Below are 2,291 nucleotides of genomic sequence, written 5' to 3' on the forward strand. Positions count from 1 at the left end.
TAGCCAATTAAAATCACTTTATTAAGCATGTTTGTAAGTTCCATTAAATGATGTAAAGATCATAACATATTTTATGTATTTTTACAATATTTTCAATAAATAATAACAATATTCTTATGTAAAAGATTAAGCTTTAAAAGCTGTTTTTTTATTGCGTTTTGATACGTTTTGTGCAATAAAGAGATGTTCGTATACTTTCGAATAACAAGATAACACTCATGCATTGCAAAACAGAAGCCGTGTCAAGAAATTAGCACGGCTTTAATGCATTTAAATTGAATAGAAAAAACTAGCCTCTAGTATAAAAGAAAGCCTCGTTACGTAAATACATAACAAGGCTTTCTCAATTTCTCAAGTTGTATATAAAATATAGTACATTATGTATAAAGTTACAAGCGTTAATACACAAAAAACCGTGTCATTTAAGGCACGGCTTTTGTGATATCTTTAAAGAGGAATATTGTTTTAACCTAAAGAACGGTTAAAATACAACGCCATTATGACGTTGCGAATTAATGGTAGCATGATACATTTAAAGATGCAATTTGAGAAAAATATACTTGCTTTTATACACAAAATATGTGATTTGTGAGTTTCTTATCTGTTTATAGGTTTTGAAAACAAAAGCCGCGTCTTTAAAGGATACGGCTTTTTTGTTAATTATTGCATATTTCCATAGATTTGCTCTCTTAAGCAAGCTAATCACTTTGGAAGTGATTTTAGTTGATGGTACGGTTTTTTCTGTACCATCATTTTTTTGAATAGTAATGGCTGTGCAATCCATTAATCCTTTTTGGATTTTATCTTGATATGGTAATAATGGGCCGCTTGGTAGTCTTTTGTAAACCCAACCATATCTTCGTAAGTAATCTGATAAATCCTTAGGCCTTACTTCCAATATTTTTGCAGCATCTATGATACCAAACAAGCCATCGGAACGTTTTAAACCATCAAGAGCTATTGCTTTTGGTTTGAGTGTATTCACTTCGTTTCTTAAGTTTTCTATTTGTGTAACACTTTCTAAAAGCAGTTTCTTAACAAAGAGAGGGTTTTCTAAAGCACTTGCTAAATCTGTTTTCTTTTCTAATTCCTGCCACCGGTCAATTATTTTTGCACGCAAGGTAGTGCTGTAACCTGAAACGAGGATTAAGCATTCACGCTTTGGAAGGTTGTAACAGTTTTGGGGCTTACCCTGTTTATCTAAATAGGTGGATCCAAATTTGGATTGACCCCCTTCAGGATATAATTCTCCTAACATTTGCCGAATATCACGCATAATATGCGCATGTTGCTTACCGCATAACTCTGCAATTTCACGACTAGACATCGTTTGAATGCTATCATCTATTTTGATTTGATTTACGTTTGTTAAATTTGTTTGATTTACATCGATTAAGTATTGTGACATCTTTTTTGCCTAAAAATTTAATAAACTTTAAAAAGCAGGCGCCCCGCCGCGCCTAAGCGTTATTTAAGCAGCCTCATTTAGGCTATGCACATTATCAAAAATAGGATTATAAATTTTTAGCAATGAAACTATTGATTCAATTGGTTCAGATTGACCGAACTCTGTCATAATTGCTAAGATTTTTGTAAAATTTGGAATTTCGTTTTGTAATTTAAAAAACAAGACTTTCTCAAGAGCAGCCATAAGTTCCACTAAAGAAATGTGATAGTTATCTTCAGTATCAATATCAATATTTTCACTATTAGCTTCTTTACACACTACCATCCACAAATCACATAAGAAATCTGTAGTGATGTTGATTTCGTTTTTTTCCATTTTAACACCTAGTTATTTAGAGTTTTTAATTGACAGCCCATAAGGACGCCGGGTGCTAAAAACACGGTAACTAGTCCGTTGCTTATACTTTTCCCTCGCGAAGGGTATTGTATGGTATAAGCACACCCGACATAAATCATCATACGCTATTCAAAGCATAAAAGACAGCCAGTATTTTAAGAAATGGGAGAAACCTTATCGTGGTTTACCTGCTAGTTATTAGTGGTTTTTAAGCACTTGCCAATCTTCCTAAACGACCTTTTCTTTAAAGTCAATACGTATTTTTTATTTTTTTCACTTTTTTTCATTTTGACAATTACGTAATTGTATATCAAGCGCTTTTTCTAACTCGCGATCCATCTCTTCACAAGACAAGGGATAACCCCATTCCCCATCATTCGTAATCTCACAAATCAAACAATCCTTCTCTATACGTTTTTTGATTTTCGCATTTACCTCATCTATCAAAGGTTCACAACTCAATACACTTCTTGGCAAATCACCCCCA

At 33.0% G+C, this 2,291-nt stretch carries 2 protein-coding genes and 1 pseudogene; all 3 read right to left on the reverse strand.

Annotated features, from left to right (window positions below; genetic code table 11):
• Positions 1 to 532 precede the first annotated feature (532 nt).
• Positions 533 to 1,327: a Rha family transcriptional regulator gene (locus ACFIMW_RS09100; RefSeq protein WP_375608874.1), complete on the reverse strand. Its 795-nt coding sequence runs from the start codon at positions 1,325 to 1,327 to the stop codon at positions 533 to 535.
• A 144-nt stretch (positions 1,328 to 1,471) separates the two neighbouring features.
• Complete coding sequence (locus ACFIMW_RS09105; RefSeq protein WP_375608873.1) at positions 1,472 to 1,783, reverse strand: hypothetical protein; 312 nt, start codon at positions 1,781 to 1,783, stop codon at positions 1,472 to 1,474.
• A 294-nt stretch (positions 1,784 to 2,077) separates the two neighbouring features.
• Positions 2,078 to 2,291 (reverse strand): annotated as a pseudogene (locus ACFIMW_RS09110) (hypothetical protein); the annotation flags it as partial.

This window comes from Bartonella sp. AC329YNZD (genome assembly GCF_042196685.1).
In the GTDB taxonomy this organism is placed as follows: Bacteria; Pseudomonadota; Alphaproteobacteria; order Rhizobiales; family Rhizobiaceae; genus Bartonella.